Annotated in this window: 13 protein-coding genes; 6 read left to right on the top strand and 7 right to left on the bottom strand. The window is 62.4% G+C overall.

Annotated elements, in window-relative coordinates; genetic code table 11:
- Nucleotides 1-33: 33 nt before the first annotated feature.
- The gene (gene rnd, locus ABFC66_RS00205; RefSeq protein ID WP_346738943.1) at nucleotides 34-1,197 is read right to left on the bottom strand and encodes a ribonuclease D; all 1,164 of its coding nucleotides are present in this window, start codon (nucleotides 1,195-1,197) and stop codon (nucleotides 34-36) included.
- A gap of 223 nt (nucleotides 1,198-1,420) precedes the next feature.
- Between rnd and aspS the strand changes: the two genes are divergently transcribed.
- The 4 genes from aspS to ABFC66_RS00225 all read left to right on the top strand — a co-directional run bounded on the left by aspS (nucleotide 1,421) and on the right by ABFC66_RS00225 (nucleotide 4,541).
- Complete coding sequence (aspS, locus tag ABFC66_RS00210) at nucleotides 1,421-3,220, top strand: aspartate--tRNA ligase (RefSeq protein WP_346738944.1); 1,800 nt, start codon at nucleotides 1,421-1,423, stop codon at nucleotides 3,218-3,220.
- Between the two features lie 65 nt (nucleotides 3,221-3,285).
- On the top strand, nucleotides 3,286-3,720 hold the full coding sequence (locus tag ABFC66_RS00215) for a PACE efflux transporter (protein ID WP_346738945.1): 435 nt from the start codon (nucleotides 3,286-3,288) through the stop codon (nucleotides 3,718-3,720).
- 116 nt (nucleotides 3,721-3,836) lie between these two features.
- A complete protein-coding gene (locus ABFC66_RS00220) occupies nucleotides 3,837-4,037 on the top strand; it encodes a dodecin family protein (RefSeq protein WP_346738946.1) in 201 nt (66 codons plus the stop codon).
- Between the two features lie 54 nt (nucleotides 4,038-4,091).
- Nucleotides 4,092-4,541 carry a host attachment protein gene (locus tag ABFC66_RS00225; RefSeq protein ID WP_346738947.1) on the top strand — a complete coding sequence of 150 codons (450 nt, stop codon included), beginning with the start codon at nucleotides 4,092-4,094 and terminating at the stop codon, nucleotides 4,539-4,541.
- Here the strand turns inward: ABFC66_RS00225 and ABFC66_RS00230 are convergent.
- The 4 genes from ABFC66_RS00230 to ABFC66_RS00245 form a co-directional block, all read right to left on the bottom strand.
- Nucleotides 4,514-5,140 carry a hypothetical protein gene (locus ABFC66_RS00230; protein WP_346738948.1) on the bottom strand — a complete coding sequence of 209 codons (627 nt, stop codon included), beginning with the start codon at nucleotides 5,138-5,140 and terminating at the stop codon, nucleotides 4,514-4,516. The genes ABFC66_RS00225 and ABFC66_RS00230 overlap by 28 nt on opposite strands.
- 70 nt (nucleotides 5,141-5,210) lie before the next feature.
- Nucleotides 5,211-5,786, bottom strand: coding sequence for a fasciclin domain-containing protein (locus ABFC66_RS00235; protein WP_346738949.1), 576 nt, complete (start codon nucleotides 5,784-5,786; stop codon nucleotides 5,211-5,213).
- A 156-nt stretch (nucleotides 5,787-5,942) separates the two neighbouring features.
- On the bottom strand, nucleotides 5,943-7,730 hold the full coding sequence (locus ABFC66_RS00240) for a sulfatase-like hydrolase/transferase (RefSeq protein ID WP_346738950.1): 1,788 nt from the start codon (nucleotides 7,728-7,730) through the stop codon (nucleotides 5,943-5,945).
- Nucleotides 7,731-7,763: 33 nt separating this feature from the next.
- Entirely contained in the window at nucleotides 7,764-8,177 is a 414-nt protein-coding gene (locus ABFC66_RS00245; protein ID WP_346738951.1) for an SRPBCC family protein, read from the bottom strand.
- A gap of 103 nt (nucleotides 8,178-8,280) precedes the next feature.
- Between ABFC66_RS00245 and ABFC66_RS00250 the strand changes: the two genes are divergently transcribed.
- Nucleotides 8,281-9,141: a hypothetical protein gene (locus tag ABFC66_RS00250; protein WP_346738952.1), complete on the top strand. Its 861-nt coding sequence runs from the start codon at nucleotides 8,281-8,283 to the stop codon at nucleotides 9,139-9,141.
- Between the two features lie 7 nt (nucleotides 9,142-9,148).
- Here ABFC66_RS00250 and ABFC66_RS00255 read toward each other — a convergent pair whose 3' ends face one another.
- Nucleotides 9,149-9,703 (bottom strand): hypothetical protein, encoded by a 555-nt coding sequence (locus tag ABFC66_RS00255; RefSeq protein ID WP_346738953.1) that lies wholly within the window; start codon nucleotides 9,701-9,703, stop codon nucleotides 9,149-9,151.
- 165 nt (nucleotides 9,704-9,868) lie between these two features.
- Nucleotides 9,869-13,522 (bottom strand): vitamin B12-dependent ribonucleotide reductase, encoded by a 3,654-nt coding sequence (locus ABFC66_RS00260; RefSeq protein ID WP_346738954.1) that lies wholly within the window; start codon nucleotides 13,520-13,522, stop codon nucleotides 9,869-9,871.
- A gap of 479 nt (nucleotides 13,523-14,001) precedes the next feature.
- Between ABFC66_RS00260 and ABFC66_RS00265 the strand changes: the two genes are divergently transcribed.
- Nucleotides 14,002-15,279 carry a pilus assembly protein TadG-related protein gene (locus tag ABFC66_RS00265; RefSeq protein WP_346738955.1) on the top strand — a complete coding sequence of 426 codons (1,278 nt, stop codon included), beginning with the start codon at nucleotides 14,002-14,004 and terminating at the stop codon, nucleotides 15,277-15,279.
- Nucleotides 15,280-15,291 lie beyond the last annotated feature (12 nt).

The following is a 15,291-nucleotide window of genomic DNA, read 5'->3' on the forward strand; positions in this document are numbered from 1 at the left end:
CGCTCGGCTCTGGTCCGGTAGGCGCTGATCTTTCTATTTTGCGCTCTTACCCGGCTCAATCAGGATGATGCGCTTGCCCTTGGCGCCGATGGCGAGTTCGCCGCGCTTGAGGCGAAGTGCGTCGTTGCCGAAGACTTCACGCCGCCAGCCGTTGAGGGCAGGGACCTCGGCTTCCTCGTGAGCGGCGATGAGTTCGAGGTCGGAAACCTTGGCGATGAGCTTCTGGGCGACTTCATGCTCCTCGCAACGCATGGCGAGCAGCACTTTCAAAAGTTCGACCAGCGGCCCGATACCCGGCGGCAGAGGTTCCGCGTCCTTCACCACCGGAATCAGGTGTTCCGGCATGTTGAGGCCGCGCTCGATCGCCTCCATCAGGGCGGCGGCGGAGCGGCTGTTCGAGAGGCCCTTGGGGACGGCGCGGAGGCGGTCCAGCTCTTCGAGTGAGCGGGGAATCTGGGTCGCGATCTCGGCCAGCGCGTCGTCCTTGAGGACCCGGGAGCGGGGCAGGTCGCGGTCCTGCGCCTGACGCTCGCGCCAAGCGGCGACCTCCACCAGCACGGCAAGGCCCTTGCTGCCCTTGAAACGAACCTTGAGCCGCTTCCATGCGTCTTCGGGGCGGGTCGTATAGGTCTCGGGGTCCTGAAGGATCGCCATTTCCTCGGCCACCCAGCGGGCGCGGCCGGTCTGGGTCAGGCGGCGGGCCAGAACCTCATAGATCTTGCGCAGATGCGTGACGTCGCCCGAGGCGTATTGAAGCTGCTTGTCCGAAAGCGGGCGGCGCGCCCAGTCGGTGAAGCGCGAGGACTTGTCCACGCTGCCGCCGGAAAGGCGCTTCACCAGCGTTTCGTAGCCGACGCTGTCGCCGAAGCCGCAGACCATGGCCGCGACCTGAGTGTCGAACAGCGGGTCGGGGATCGTCTGCGCTTCGTGCCAGAAGATTTCGATATCCTGCCGCGCGGCGTGGAAGACCTTCACCACCTTCTTGTTCCGCATCAGCTCGTAGAAGGGCGTGAGGTCGATGCCCGGAGCGAGGGGGTCGATGATGTAATCGTCCTGGGGGCCGGCAAGCTGGATCAGGCAGAGCTTCGACCAGAAGGTCGAGTCGCGCATGAATTCGGTGTCGACCGTGACGTATCCGGCGGTGGAGAGGCCGGCGCAGACGGCTGCAAGAGTATCGCTATCGGTAATGGTGCTCATGGACGCCTCTATAAACCATCGCCACGGCCATGTCGCGGCGCGAGAGCGGCGCTTCCATCGAGCCATGAAAGAGCGCCCCGGGACGGGCGCCATGCGCATGAAAACCCAACAAAAGCGCCCGACTCTTGACAAGCCGTGCCCTTCCATGCGCTTTTCGCCCGTCCGGGCGTTGCACTGTGCTACGTTGCGGCGATTCGTTCTGGATTATCAAGGCCTTGCAGCTATGAACCTCTACCGCAGCCATACCGCTGGCGAGCTCCGTAAGTCTCATGTCGGCGAGAGCGTCCGGCTCTCCGGCTGGGTCCACCGAAAGCGCGACCATGGCGGGCTGCTTTTCATCGATCTGCGCGACAATTTCGGGCTGACCCAGCTCGTCTTCGACCCCGACCATGCGGCGGCCTTCGCCATGGCCGAGAAGGTTCGCGCGGAATATGTGATCAAGGTCGAGGGCAAGGTCGTCGCCCGGTCGGACGAGACGGTGAATACCGGGCTTGCGACAGGCGAGATCGAGGTTCAGGTGACCTCGCTCGAAGTGCTCTCCGAAGCGCTGGAGTTGCCGCTGCCGATCTTTGGCGAGCCAGACTACCCGGAAGACATCCGCCTGACCTACCGCTTCCTCGATCTGCGCCGCGAGACGCTGCACAAGAACATTCTGCTGCGTTCCAAGATCATCGCCTCGGCGCGTCGCCGCATGACGGAAGCGGGCTTCAATGAGTTCCAGACGCCGATCCTGACGGCGTCGAGCCCGGAAGGCGCGCGCGACTTCCTCGTGCCGAGCCGCATCCATCCCGGCAAGTTCTATGCGCTTCCGCAGGCGCCGCAGCAGTTCAAGCAGCTCATCATGGTGGCGGGCTTCGACCGCTACTTCCAGATCGCGCCCTGCTTCCGCGACGAGGACGGCCGCGCCGACCGCTCGCCGGGCGAGTTCTATCAGCTCGATGTCGAGATGAGCTTCGTCAGCCAAGATGATGTTTTTGCTGCGATCGAGCCTATTCTTCATGGATTGTTTGAAGAGTTCGCCGAGGGCAAGGTGGTGACGCCTTATCCGTTCCCGCGCATTCCTTATGCGACCTCGATGCGGAAATATGGTTCGGACAAGCCGGACCTTCGCAACCCGATCGAGATGTCGGATGCGACGCATATCTTCCGCGGCTCGGGCTTCAAGGTCTTTGCCGGAATGATCGAGAAGGACCCGAAGGTCGAGGTCTGGGCGATCCCGGCGCCGGGCGGCGGCAACCGCGCCTTCTGCGACCGCATGAACGGCTGGGCGCAGGGCGAAGGCCAGCCGGGCCTCGGCTACATCTTCTACCGTTCCGAGAACGGAACGCTGGAAGGTGCTGGCCCGCTTGCGAAAAACATCGGTCCTGAGAGAACGGAACAGCTTCGTGTCGATCTCGGCCTGAAGGAAGGCGACGCCGTCTTCTTCGTCGCCGGTCTGCCGAAGAACTTCACGGCTTTTGCGGGCGCGGCGCGCACGCGCATCGGCAAGGAACTGAACCTCATCGAAGAGGGCATCTTCAAGTTCTGCTGGATCGTCGACTTCCCGATGTTCGAATGGAACGAGGACGAGAAGCGCGTCGACTTCTCGCACAACCCGTTCTCGATGCCGCAGGGTGGCCTCGAGGCGCTGGAAAATCAGGACCCGCTGACGATCAACGCCTATCAGTACGACATCGTCTGCAATGGCGTGGAGCTTTCCTCGGGTGCCATCCGGAACCACAAGCCGGAGATCATGTACAAGGCCTTCGCCATTGCCGGTTACGAGAAGGAAACGGTGGAGACGAAGTTCGGCGGCATGCTCAACGCATTCAAGTATGGCGCGCCGCCCCACGGTGGCCTCGCGCCGGGCATCGACCGCATGGTCATGCTGCTCGCGGGCGTCGAGAACCTACGCGAAGTGACCATGTTCCCGATGAACCAGCAGGCGCAGGATCTGCTGATGCAGGCGCCTTCGGAAGTGACGCCGAAACAGCTCAAGGAACTTTCCATCCGCGTGGTGCCGCCGCTCGAGAAAAAGGGCTGAGCGCTTCACGGAAAAGAACAGGGGCCGGAGCCGCAAGCTCCGGCCTTTTTCTTGAGGGGGATGCAATGCTGCGAAGCACGAAGGAGCGGTTCTTCCAGGCCGCGCTTTACGAGGTCATAGGGCTCGCGATCCTGACGCCTGCCTACAGCTTCGCCCTGGGCCTGCCGCTCGACAATTCCTTCGTGACGATGGCGTGGATTTCGGCGGTCGTCGTCGTCTGGTCCGCGGTCTACAACACGGTCTTCGACCGGCTGCTGCTCAAATGGACCGGGCTTGCCGCGCATCAGAAAACGCTTCCGCTGCGCCTTCTTCACGCCTCGCTCTACGAGGTCACGATCACGATTTTCGCGGTGCCCATCATCGCCTTCATGAGTGGCAAGGGTTGGCTCGTCGCCTTTCTGGCGGACCTCGCCTTCACGGCGGTCTATTTCGTCTACACCTACGTCTTCTACCTTGTGTATGACTGGGCGAGACCCGTTCGACAGCGCGGGGCCGATTGACCGGGCTTGTTTGATTCCGATCAAGTTTTCAGCCGGAAAAGCGTGCAAGCCTTTCCCGGTCGCCATGACCAGGCGGCATCTGTTTTCTCGAACTGAGTGGAAACAAGGAGCCGGCCATGCTCAAGGTTATCGAAATTCTTGCTGAGTCAGACAAGAGCTGGGAAGACGCAGCCGCGAGCGCTGTGAAGAAGGCTGCGAAGACCGTTCACGGCATCAAGTCCATCTATATCCAGGACATGGAAGCGTCGGTGAAGGACAACAAGATCGTGTCCTATCGCATCAACGCGAAAATCTCCTTTCTCCTCGACGGGAAATGACCGGGGGAGCTATCGCCCCTTCGGATACTGGGTGCTCCTGCACAGGGTGATGCAATGAAGCCTCCGCATATCTGGATTGTTGTCGCTGACGGCGAGACCGCGCGTATTTTCTCGGCTCACGGACGAACGGCAAAACTCGAACCTGCCATTCCCTACGAGCTGAGGATGGTCAATCCACCCTCCCGTGAGCAGGGAACGGAGAGGCCCGGTCGCGGCCATGAAAGTGTCGGGCAGTTGCGGCATGGTGTGCAGCCGCGCGTCGATCCGCACCGCGAGGCAAAGCGGACATTCGCAGAGGAGATTGCGGAACTTCTGCACGGGAAGACGCGGGAGAGAGCCTTCGACGAATTGATCCTCGCCGCGCCGCCAAAGATGCTTGGCGATCTGCGCGATGCGCTGGACGACAAGACGCGGGCACTGGTGAAGGCCGAGCTTCACAAGGATCTGACCAAGCTCTCGCCGGCGGAGCTGCACGCCTATCTGACGGTGGAACTCTGGCGCTGATTTCTTGCGGCGGGCATTTGTTCGCGCGAGCGTAGCTCGACGTCGATGGTGGCAAGCTGCCGGTAGATGTGCGCGAGACGCCGCACCGGCCACCAGTCGTAAAGCAGCGTTTCGACCGGCCTCCACATCGCCACCCAGCCGAGGATCAGCAGGCCCTCGTTCAGGATGCCGCCGAAGGTGGTCAGCGGCTGGCGCAGAAAGATTTGCCGAAGCGCGATGCAGGAAAAGAGGAAGACAAGGCCGAGCAGGAGCGTGGTGCGGCCTTCGCGCAGCAACAACCGGAGCCGCCTCACGGTCGCCGCATGGCAATAGGCGAAATAGTGGCGGATGGCGTCCGGCGCCGCCTTGGCCTCGGGCTCGATCATGGACTCGGCGGGCAGATAGACGACGAGCTTCACCGGCGTCCGTGGCTGGAGATCGCGCAGCGAGTCGACGATATAGGCCTCGGCTTCCCGGTCGAGGTCTTTTTCATGAAAGGGCGAGGGGTCGAGCGAGTTGAAAAGCTGTTCGACGCGGAGGAGCTTCAGTTCGATAAGGGTGACGTCGCCTTCGCGCCGGTAATGAAACCAGGGAGCTGACTCGAAATCTTTTTCGGACAAGGGATGCTCCGGGCGAAGGGCGGCGGGGCCGCCCCGCCCATTCTCGGTGAACGGGCGGAGCGCGCGGGATTTACTGGCCGGGAGCCTTCAGCGTGCCACCGGAAGGCGGCGTCTCGCCCGAGGGCGGAAGCGCGCTGGAATCGTCACTCTGCGAGAAGACCGGCGTCGGCAAGGTGCTGACCGGCACGATGATGCCGTTCGATGCCTCGATGGCGGGGCCGGACTGGTTGGCGCCGAACTCACCGCCGAAATGCAGGCCGCTGGCGCTCGACGTGATGGTCACCGGGTCCTTCTGGAAGGTGTTGATCGTCACGCCGCTGCCGACGCTCGCCGGCGTGATGCGGCCGGGCACGATCTCATAGAGCATCAGCGCCTGAACATTGTTGCGGTCGTTCGCAGCCGGATGGATGAGGTCGTCATAACCGCCCTTGATCGCGTCGAAGGCGGCGTTGGTGGGCGCGAATACGGTGCGGGGGCTCTGCGCCGTATACTGATATTTGACACCATTGGCGTCGATGATCTGTACCAGCGTCGAGAACTGCGGATCGGCCTTCAGCGCGTCATAGATCGTGCCGGCGAAGGCGGGCATGGCACCGGCGGCAAGAAAGGCGGTTGCGGCAAGGAACGTCTTGAATTTTGCGGACATTTTTCTTTTGCCTCGGGGTCTGGTTTCAGGTGCGTGTTGAACCTGGACAATGGCAGTGCGGGCGGGAAAGAGATTGCCCTGTACGATTAAACGCCTTTCACGATGGCGGCGCAATTCGGCCAAAATGAGACAATGGCGCGATGGCGGTCATGCCGTTCAGATACGCTTGCGGTAGATGCGGGCGATGTTCTCGCGGAGTGTCGGTATACCGAATGCCTCCATCATCATGCTGTCGCGTCTTTCCCGGGCGGACGCATCCCCCGGGGATTCTGCGATATCATCTATTCGATAATATTCGCAGAGCCCGTAGCTGTCGCAGACGAGGCGCTCGCGGCCGCGCATGAGGGCGACGCCCGTGCGGTGCCAGGAGCGCCACGCATTGGTGCTGGTGGCGATGGCCAGCCGGTCGGCCGGGATTTCCTCGAAAAGGCTATGACCCGCATAGGCGAGGTCTTCCCCCAGCGACACCCCAAGAAGGTGGGCAAGCGTCGGCGCGATGTCGATATTGGCGATCAGCGCGTCGGCGTTCCGGTGCAAGGCGCGAAGCATGGCGGGCGGAAGATCGCGCGGCGGCTTCAGCATGAAGAGCGGCCGCAATATGGGTTCGCTGTAGTTTTCGAGCCGCGGGACGATCCATTTGTGCGACAGCGGGTCTTCGAGCCGCTCGCCGTGATCCGCGACCGAGAGGATCAGGGCGTCGTCATATCGTCCCGACCGCCTGAGCGCATCGAAGATGTGCTTGTGGCCGGCCTCGACGATATGGAGCGCGCGCGAGCGGCGGTCCTTGAGCGCTGGCGGGATGGGGATGCGGCTCTCCGACTGGAAGGGGACGTGGAGGGCGTTGGTGTAGAGAACCGCGAACAGGGGTTCCTGCGCCTCTTCGATGAGATAGGCGAGCCTCATGATCGGCTCGGCATCGTCTATCGAGATGTCGTTGACGATGGGGCTTTCGGTCGTGTCGGCGCAAAACAGCTCGTCTATCTTCGCGCCGGCGAAGAACCGGTCGAAATATGCCCAGTCGAGAGTTGTCGAGGTGACAAATGCCGTGCGGTAGCCCTGCGCTCTCGCGAAGTCGAAGAGGAAGGGCATGCGGTGAAGCTTGTCGGCGCTTTCATGAGAGCCGGTGCCGGTGAGCAGCGAAGGCAGGCTGACATCTGTGCAGGAGGAATTGGTGACGGCATTGGACGGTACGAACCATTCCTCGGGTGTGCCGCTCAGCTCGCGCAACTTCTCGTGCAGGCGCAAATCCGGGTCGGCGCTTGAAGGGAGGTCGTGGCTGGTGGATTCGTTGACGATGAGGAGGATCGTACGCGGGCGGGCCGGAGGTTCGCCCGTGAGCGAGAAATGACCGCTGCGATCGGCGGCGCGGAGGGGCGTTGCCCGCATCGTCGGTTCGATGCGCAGAAAGGTCTGTTCGATGGGCGAGAAAAGGCCGGGAGACCTGAGGCGATCGAGAAGCGACCAGATGCCGAGGGAAAGCAGGCAGACGCCAAGAGCGGTGAGCATGGAGGGCATTCCACCCGCGCCCGTCCATTCGATGACGGCGAAGACGATGCCGAGCATGGCGGCAAGGCTTGCCAGAAAGCCAACGGGGAGAAGCTGGGCGATATAGGCGCGCGCCATGGAGCGCGTGCCTGCACCGAAGCCGCTGACGGGCAGGTGGCGATAGACCTTGAGTGGCGAGGCCGCGAAATAGTGCCGGCACAAGAGGTCGAAAGTTGCTGAAAGACTCAGCACCGTGATGCCGGTCGCAGCGGCGGGAAGCACGAAGGCGGGTTGCCGAAGGGAGGCACAGGCTTCGAGCGTTAGGATGGAAAGACTGGCAACCGTCACCGGCCAGGCAATGGCCTCGACCCGGAAGCGGCTTTTCTGGCGGCGCGCGACCCGCAGCAGGTGAAGCGCCGCCGCGAGCGTCAGTATGAGGATGAGCGTGCCGTAGGCCATGATGCGAAGTTCGAGCCGAGCGGTTTGTTCCTGTCAGGCGACGCCCAATGCGCGCTTCATGGCCTTGAGGTTACCACGACAGAAGGCGCTCATCTGCGCGTTTTGCTCGTCGAGCGAGGCGTCATCGTCCATCTCGAAGCGGATGATGAGTTCGATACGTGAGGACGCATCCGTAACCGGCTTGACCGAGACGGTCGAGAGATAGGTCTTCAGCCCGGCGCGTGGCAGCGTGTAGGTGTAATGGAGCGGCCCCTGTTCGACGAGACGCTCCCGGAACGTCTGCCCGTCCTTGAGCGTCAGCAGGCGGAATTTCCCCTCCGGTGTCTCTTCAAGTCTGGCATCGATCACGAGCTTCGCCCATTTGTCGATCCGCACGAAGTCGCCTATCACCGACCAGACGGCGTCGGCGGGCAGGGGGATATCTTCGTGGGTGACGAGTTCGTGCATGATGACTCCTGCGGAGTAGGAAGACTTTCTTCGGGTTGAAGTTTTGCCGAAAAAAGGTAACACGGGCTGATAGCGAGCTGGCTGATTTCTGCAGGGGGCTGCCTTGAACACTGCCTGTTCCAACGTTGACGGCCGGTCCGGCCTTTTTCAGGTGAACTGTCTCTGGGTCGGGGGCGAGTTGCGTCCGCTTGAGCAGGTATCGCTTCTGTCGATGCAGAAGCAGGGGCACGCGGTCAGGCTTTTCACCTATGGCGCGGTGACCAATGTCCCCGACGGCGTTGAAGTTGCAGACGCCAACGAGGTTCTGCCCTGGAAGCGGATGATATTCAACCGGCGGACGGGATCGCCGGCGCTCGGTTCGAACCGGTTTCGCTACCGGCTCATGCGCATGGGGCTCGGCCTGTGGCTCGACGCCGACATGCTGCTGCTGAAGCCGATCCTCAAACGCGACGGCCATCTGTTCGGCAGGCAGGATGAGACCTTCGTCAACGGCGCCGCGCTCTTTCTTCCCGCCGCCTCGCCGGTCCTGGAAGATCTGATCGCCTTCATTGGTGACGACTTCGCCATTCCTCCATTCCTTCCGATGAAGGAAAGGCTGCGGTTGGCGCTTCGCAAATGGACGGGGCGGCCCAGGCATGTTTCCCGGATGACATGGGGCGTTTTCGGTCCGATGGCGCTGACGCATTTCATCGGGAAACACGGATTGACCGGCGAGGCGGTAGGCCGGGACGTCTTCTATCCCGTGCCCTATACCGACGCGCATTCGCTCTTCATGGCAGACGCAGACATTGAAAGATGCCTGGAGAGCACGACGCTCGCGATCCACCTGTGGAACGAGGCTCTCCGGCGGCCGTCTCACCTGCGGCCCGATAACCCGACAGGCAGGCTCTTCGTGGAAAAGGGAAGCTTCGTGGAGCGCTACGCGCGCGAGGAGCTGGGCTTCGCGCTGGGAGGCGACGCCTGACCGCCGCCTAAATGTCGATCTGATCGGACGCTGTCCAACCAAGCTCGGCCTCAATTTTCCGTCGATACGCGGTGTCGACTTGACGGGGGGCTAGGCGAATATACTTTTCGGCATTATCCCGTTTGGGGCCCTCTAGTTTGCGAAGGTGACTGAGTACTTCCTCGATACTTGGGGTTTTGCCATCAGTGCCGTCAAATTTGGGAGGCAGGGCAGTCCAGATCACATGATCTATCTCATGGGCCGCAGCCCATTCCGCTAGATTTGGGATCGTCGCGGGAGAAGGCGTTCCGGGCGCCCAACTCCCAATATGCTCCGATTTGCAGCCTTCCCTTTGTCTCAACGCTTTTTTGGCGTACTCGACATCGGTTCCAATCATCACGGCCCAAAGGGTTCGCACCTGCGCGGCGGTCTCTTCGATCACCAAGGTGATCCTGTCATTTTGAGACTGGCGCGCAAACTCAACCTTGGCGAACGGGCCGTCTTCAAACCAATGACGTTGAATGGGTAAGTCCTGCGGATCCCAAATCAGAGATCCCCAACCTAAGCATGCGATTAACGGCATGGTCCTCACCTCAGCGCTTCACACGATCCTCTCTTTATATTTAGGCACCGGCGATTTGTTCCATTGGTGACGATCTGACAGATGCAGGCGCACGCGACATGCATGGTCGCAGAGCGAACTTTGATGGCCCGGTCAAGCCGGGCCATGACGTCGGAGAATGATGGCTCAGCTGCAGCCGCTCGTCGAGCCGCAGGTATCGCACTTCAGACACGTGCCATTACGGACCATGGTGAAGTTGCCGCATTCGCCGCAGGCCTCGCCTTCATAGCCTTTCATGCGGGCTTCGGCGACGCGGGAGAAGGAGACGGTGGTGCTTTCCGTGCGGAGCGTTGCCTGCACGGCCATTTCCTCGGCGTGTTCGGCTGCGTCGAGGATCGCTGCCGTGGCCGTCGCGCCCGCGACCTGTGCGCGCATCGTGGCGGCGCCGCCGCGCACGATATAGAGGTTCGCCATTTGCGGATTGCGGGTGAAGCCGGGGCTTACGACAGCCGACGCCGGGAGCTTGCCCTCGTCATTGCCGGTGCCCATGGCGTCGAAGCCGATATCCTTCGGATCGACATGGCCAAGATCGGAACGGCCAAGATAGGAGACGGCGAGTTCACGGAACACATAGTCGAGGATCGAGGTCGCGTTCTTGATGCGGTCATTGCCCTGGACGAGGCCCGCGGGCTCGAAGCGCGTGAAGGTGAAGGCCTCCACATATTCCTCAAGCGGCACGCCATATTGCAGGCCGAGCGAGATGGCGATGGCGAAATTGTTCATCAGTGAGCGGAAGGCGGCGCCTTCCTTGTGCATGTCGATGAAGATCTCGCCGATCGTGCCGTCTTCATATTCGCCGGTGCGGAGATAGACCTTGTGGCCGCCGACGAGGGCTTTCTGCGTGTAACCCTTGCGGCGGTCGGGAAGCTTGGCGCGTTCCTTGGCGCGCTCCACCACGCGCTCGACGATCTTCTCGGCGACGACGCGGGCGCGTTCCTGCTGAGGCGCTTGCGCGAGGCGCTCGGCGATGGGCTCGTCTTCTTCCAGAATCTCGTCTTCGAGGATCTGGGAGTTGAGCGGCTGGGAGAGCTTCGAGCCGTCGCGATAAAGGGCGTTGGCCTTCAGCGCGAGTTTCCAGGAGAGCATGTAGCTCGCCTTGCAATCCTCGACACTCGCCGCATTCGGCATGTTGATCGTCTTGGAGATCGCGCCCGAAATGAAGGGCTGGGCGGCGGCCATCATGTGGATGTGGCTTTCGACCGAAAGGAAGCGCGTGCCGGTGCGACCGCAGGGATTGGCGCAATCGAAGACCGGTAGGTGCTCGTCTTTCAGATGCGGCGCGCCTTCGAGCGTCATGGTGCCGCAGACGTGAAGGTTCGCGGCGTCGATCTCGGCCTTGGTGAAGCCGATGGCGGCGAGGAGGTCGAAGTCGAGATCGTCCATCGCGTCTGAATCGAGGCCGAGGACTTCGGTGCAGAAGTCTTCGCCGAGCGACCATTTATTGAAGGCGAAGCGGATGTCGAAGGCCGTGGCGACCGCCGTTTCGATGGCGGCGATCTTGTCTTCGGTGAAGCCCTTGGCGGCGAGCGTCGCATGGTTGACGCCGGGCGCACGCTCAAGCGTGCCGAGACCAACGGCGTAGTTCACGATCTCCTCGATCTGGGGTTCGGTATAGCCGAGCGTGCGAAGGGCCTGCGGCACGGCGCGGTTGATGATCTTGAAATAGCCGCCGCCCGCGAGCTTCTTGAACTTCACAAGCGCGAAGTCGGGCTCGATGCCGGTGGTGTCGCAATCCATGACGAGGCCGATCGTGCCCGTGGGCGCGATGACGGTTGCCTGCGCGTTGCGGTAGCCGAAGCGCTCGCCCATGGTGACGGCGAGGTCCCAGGCGGCGCGGGCATGGTCGATCAGGTCGCGCTGCGGGCAGTTCTCGTGGTCGAGCGGCACTGGCGCGATGCTGAGGCCCTCATAGCCGTCCACGGCGCCATGCGCGGCGCGGGCATGGTTGCGCATGACGCGCAGCATGTGCTCGCGGTTTTCCGGGTAGCCGAGGAAGGCGCCGAGTTCGCGGGCCATCTGGGCGGAGGTCGCATAGGCGACGCCGGTCATGATGGCGCTGATCGCGCCGGTAAGCGCGCGGGCCTCCTTCGAATCGTAGCCGAGGCCGAGCGACATCAGCAGGCCGCCGATATTGGCGAAGCCGAGGCCGAGCGTGCGGAACTTGAAGGAGCGTTCGGCGATCTCGCGGCTCGGGAACTGGGCCATCAGCACCGAGATTTCGAGCACGATGGTCCAGAGCTTGACCGCATGTTCGAAGGCTTCGACGTCGAAGCGGCCTTCCTGCTCGCGGAACGTCATGAGGTTCAGCGAGGCGAGGTTGCAGGCCGTGTCGTCGAGGAACATATATTCCGAGCACGGATTGCTGGCGCGGATCTCGCCATTGGCGGGGCAGGTGTGCCAGTCGTTGATCGTCGTGTGGAACTGGATGCCCGGATCGGCAGACGCCCAGGCGGCATGCGCGATCTGCTCCCAGAGCTCGCGCGCCTTCAGCGTCTTCGAGATGCGGCCATCGGTGCGGCGGACGAGGTTCCAGTCGCCGTCATTCTCGACGGCGCGGAGGAAACCATCCTCGACGCGGACGGTGTTGTTCGAGTTCTGGCCGGAAACAGTCAGATAGGCTTCGGAGTCCCAGTCCGTGTCATAGGTGCGGAAGTCGATATCCGTATAGCCCTGACGCGCGAACTGGATGACGCGCTGGATGTAATTTTCCGGCACCTGCATGCGGCGCGCGGCGACGATCTCGCGCTTCAGCGCAGGGTTCTTCTTCGGATCGTAGCAGTCGTCATTGTGGCCTTCGCAATTCACGCAGGCGCGCATGATCGCGTTGAGGTGCTTCTGGTTGATCTTGGAGCCGGTGACGAGGGCGGCGACCTTCTGCTCCTCGATGACCTTCCAGTTGATGAAGTTCTCGATGTCGGGATGGTCGACATCGACGATGACCATCTTGGCGGCGCGGCGCGTGGTGCCGCCGGATTTGATCGCGCCCGCCGCGCGGTCGCCAATCTTGAGGAAGCTCATCAGGCCGGACGACTTGCCGCCGCCCGAAAGCTTCTCGTCCTCGCCGCGCAGGCTCGAGAAGTTCGAGCCCGTGCCCGAACCGTATTTGAAGAGGCGCGCCTCGCGCACCCAGAGGTCCATGATGCCGTTCTCGTTGACGAGATCGTCATTCACGCTCTGGATGAAGCAGGCATGGGGCTGCGGCCGTTCATAGGCACTGGTCGCGCCGACCGTCTCGCCCGTGCGGTAATCGACGTAGTAGTGGCCCTGCGCGGGGCCGTCGATGCCATAGGCCCAGTGGAGGCCGGTGTTGAACCATTGCGGGGAGTTCGGCGCCGAAATCTGCGCGGCGAGCATGTAGGCAAGCTCGTCGCGGAAGGCGGCGGCGTCTTCTTCCGTGTCGAAATAGCCGCCCTTCCAGCCCCAATAGGTCCAAGTGCCGGCGAGGCGGTCGAAGACCTGCCGCGCGTCGCGCTCCGGGCCGAAGCGATCGTCCGGGCGCAGCACTTCCAGCGCCTCGGTGTCCGGCTCATGGCGCCAGAGGAATTCGGGCACGCCCTCCTCGGGAACCGGGCGAAGCACGGCTGCGACGCCTGCTTTACGGAAATATTTCTGCGCGAGGATATCGCAGGCGACCTGGCTCCAGTCGGCGGGGACGTCGATATCGTCGAGCTGGAAGACCAGCGAGCCGTCGGGATTTCGAATCTCGCTCGTGGCCGAGCGGAAGGAAAGTCCTGCATAGGGCGATTGGCCCTCGACGGTGAAGCAACGCTGGATACGCATCTGACCCCCGGATCTCATATGCGCGCCCCGTGGCCTGGGCGCGGCTTGGCTGTTTTCAGGTCGGGGGACCCAGCGGACCGGCATTCATCGGGCAAAGCTCCGCCGTCACGTTCAACAGCCTTTCGATCGGGCCCCCTAACTGCCTGATTTCAAAAGCTTTCGAACGTCCGGATTCTACGCTTGCTCGTGAACTTGCCTCGGCCTCGCTTGCCGCCCCTCAACCTTTTGAAATCCTAGCCCAGTCAAACCCGGCGTCAAGGCATAGTAGGGAAAGCCTTATATGACGCGACATATAGCCCATGGACCCCTGCGGCCGGAGCCGGGGCCATCACCGAATCGGCGCTATCGATTTTCCTAAATCTGTATCTTTCTGTGTGAGCCAGCGTTCTGGACATCCCGTGCCGCCGCGTGAACGATGGCTTTCAGGCTCGGGTTTGAGTGGAGGTCAATCGCGATAGCGGGAGGGGGAGCCATCGGCTATGCAGTTCATGAGAGCTTTTCTGCGGAAGATGCTGGCGTCACAGGATGAGCGGGGAAGCATTGCGGTCTACGTCGCACTGATACTGGTGGTCGTTCTCGGCGTGGTTTCCCTCGGTATGGAGGTGACTTCCGTCTACCTGAAGAAGGCGCGCATGCAGACTGCGGCAGACGCGGCTGCCGTCGCTGGCGCAACCGCGCTTGCGACCTCGGGCAGCTCCAGCGTGTTGCAGGAAGCGAATGCCGTCGCGATCGCGAACGGATTTACGAATGGCGAGGCCGGCGTCACGGTCACGGTCAACAATCCGCCGCTGACCGGCGCCTATGCGAATAACGACAGTGCCGTGGAGGTTGTCATCAGGCAGCCGGTGGTTCTGCCGCTGTCGTCGCTCATCTATGAGGGGACATGGAGGCCCGGGGCGCGCGCGGTCGCTCTTTCCGGCAGCAGCGCGAGCTATTGCGCGCTGCAGCTCGACACGAGTTCCACGACGGGCGTGCTGCTGAGCAATGGCGCCAACGTCAATATGAATGGATGCGGGCTGGGCGCGAACGCCACCGGCAGCTCCGCCGTGACGGTCAATGGCGGCGCGAAGCTCACGGCGACGACGCTGTCAGTGAGCGGCACCACAACGGTCAATAATGGCGGCCACGTCAGCATCAGCGGAACCACCAGCACGGGCCAGCCCGCAATGGCAGACCCATATGCCGATGTCGATGTGCCGACCTATTCCGGATGCAAATATCCGACGTTGTATCAGCCCGGCTGGACGCACAGCCTGACGCTCAATCCCGGCGTCTATTGCGGCGGAATGTACATCGCCAACGGCATTCCGAATGTGGTGATGACCCCGGGCGTGTACATCATCAAGGGGGGCACCTTCACACTTGGCGGCGGCATCAAGATCACGGGCAGCGGCGTCACGATCGTGCTGACCGGAAGCGGCAGCAACTACGCCACCGCGAATATCGGCAATGGCGTCACGGTGACGCTGAGCGCGCCGACCACGGGCGACATGGCGGGGCTCCTTTTCTATCAGGATCGCAACGCGCCCAATTCGGGCGTCAACCACCTTCAGGGCGGCGCCGCCATGACTTTGACCGGCGCGCTCTATTTTCCGTCACAAAAGCTCATTATGGACAACGGAGCGAAGACGTCCTCCACCTGCATGCAGCTCGTGGCGTGGCGTCTCGAATTCCAGGGCGGCGCGACGCTCAACAGCACCTGCGACGGGACGGGGGTCAAGCCGATCGGCGTGTCCTCGAGCAAGCTGGTGGAGTAGACGCGGCCCGTT

The sequence above is a fragment of the Parvibaculum sp. genome, assembly GCF_039680535.1.
Taxonomy (GTDB): domain Bacteria; phylum Pseudomonadota; class Alphaproteobacteria; order Parvibaculales; family Parvibaculaceae; genus Parvibaculum.

Coding starts and splice junctions, on each gene's coding strand:
- ABFC66_RS00225 (WP_346738947.1), top strand. CDS start 4,092: ATGAAGCCTCCGCATATCTGGATTGTTGTCGCTGACGGCGAGACCGCG.
- ABFC66_RS00235 (WP_346738949.1), bottom strand. CDS start 5,786: ATGTCCGCAAAATTCAAGACGTTCCTTGCCGCAACCGCCTTTCTTGCC.
- aspS (WP_346738944.1), top strand. CDS start 1,421: ATGAACCTCTACCGCAGCCATACCGCTGGCGAGCTCCGTAAGTCTCAT.
- ABFC66_RS00265 (WP_346738955.1), top strand. CDS start 14,002: ATGCAGTTCATGAGAGCTTTTCTGCGGAAGATGCTGGCGTCACAGGAT.
- ABFC66_RS00255 (WP_346738953.1), bottom strand. CDS start 9,703: ATGCCGTTAATCGCATGCTTAGGTTGGGGATCTCTGATTTGGGATCCG.
- ABFC66_RS00260 (WP_346738954.1), bottom strand. CDS start 13,522: ATGCGTATCCAGCGTTGCTTCACCGTCGAGGGCCAATCGCCCTATGCA.
- ABFC66_RS00215 (WP_346738945.1), top strand. CDS start 3,286: ATGCTGCGAAGCACGAAGGAGCGGTTCTTCCAGGCCGCGCTTTACGAG.
- ABFC66_RS00245 (WP_346738951.1), bottom strand. CDS start 8,177: ATGCACGAACTCGTCACCCACGAAGATATCCCCCTGCCCGCCGACGCC.
- ABFC66_RS00220 (WP_346738946.1), top strand. CDS start 3,837: ATGCTCAAGGTTATCGAAATTCTTGCTGAGTCAGACAAGAGCTGGGAA.
- ABFC66_RS00240 (WP_346738950.1), bottom strand. CDS start 7,730: ATGGCCTACGGCACGCTCATCCTCATACTGACGCTCGCGGCGGCGCTT.
- rnd (WP_346738943.1), bottom strand. CDS start 1,197: ATGAGCACCATTACCGATAGCGATACTCTTGCAGCCGTCTGCGCCGGC.